Source organism: Scytonema sp. PCC 10023 (genome assembly GCF_963920835.1).
Taxonomy (GTDB): domain Bacteria; phylum Cyanobacteriota; class Cyanobacteriia; order Cyanobacteriales; family Nostocaceae; genus Kalymmatonema.
The window spans coordinates 1-1019 of sequence record NZ_CAWUDP010000319.1 but is presented as its reverse complement, the minus strand read 5'-3'; the positions used below and the strand labels follow the sequence as shown (position 1 = coordinate 1019).

General features: G+C 45.0%; 1 protein-coding gene. It reads left to right on the top strand.

The features are described from left to right. The first annotated feature begins 140 nt into the window (after positions 1-140). Entirely contained in the window at positions 141-932 is a 792-nt protein-coding gene (locus ACM0OZ_RS48970) for an IS5 family transposase (protein WP_414590182.1), read from the top strand. Positions 933-1019 lie beyond the last annotated feature (87 nt).

Genomic DNA, 1019 nt, shown 5'->3' with positions numbered 1-1019 from the left:
AACGAACGTATTAATCGCATTAACTATGAGATCAGTGTTCTCCAAGCTTTAAGAGGCTGTTTGAAAAGTCGGGTAGTTTGTAAAAAAACTCTCTCAGTGTAAGCTGCGAATAGCAAAAGACGCAGGACCGAGAGAGCGACATGAGTAAAGCATATCCCAGCAACCTGACCCGTGTTCAATATGAATTTATCAGTGACTTAATTCCAGAACCATTACCCGGTGGTCGTCCTCGTGAAGTCAATATGTGGGAAGTCCTGAACGCCATTTTCTACATTCTGTATGAGGGCGTTCAATGGCGAGCTTTACCCGGTGATTTTCCTGCATGGCAGACGGTATACACTTATTTTCGCAATTGGCGCAAAGATGGGACATGGTTAAAAATACATGATAGTCTACGGCAATGGACACGGATTGAGCAAGAGCGCCATCGGAGTCCATCGGAGGCCATCATTGATAGTCAAAGCGTGAAAAGTGCGGCAATGGTGAGTCAAGAAGTGGGCTTTGATGCAGGTAAGAAAATCAAGGGACGCAAGCGATTTATGACCGTCGATACCTTGGGGTTAGTCTTGCGAGTCTTGGTCACCGCTGCCAATGTGGGTGAGCGCGAAGGGGGAAAACAAGTTCTCAAGCGGGTCAAACAGTCTCACGACCAGGTATCTCGTTTGACGACCATCTGGGTAGATGGTGGCTTTGACGGTGAGCCGTTTATGCAGTGGGTGATGAACTTTTGCCGTTGGATTGTGCAGGTAGTTCTACGAGCACAAGAAGCCAAAGGCTTTGTTTTGCTTAAAAAACGTTGGGTAGTCGAGCGCACTTTTGGTTGGCTGATGGGATGCCGGCGATTGGTCAGAGACTATGAGTTATTACCCGAAACATCTGAGACTTTTATTTATCTTGCCATGATCCGCATTATGCTAAGACGATTAGCATGATATTTTACCTCTAAAAACTTTTCAAACACCCTCTAAAGGTGGTTATCGAAATCAAGAACGAATTAAACATGAAAGAAAAAGAAGTTT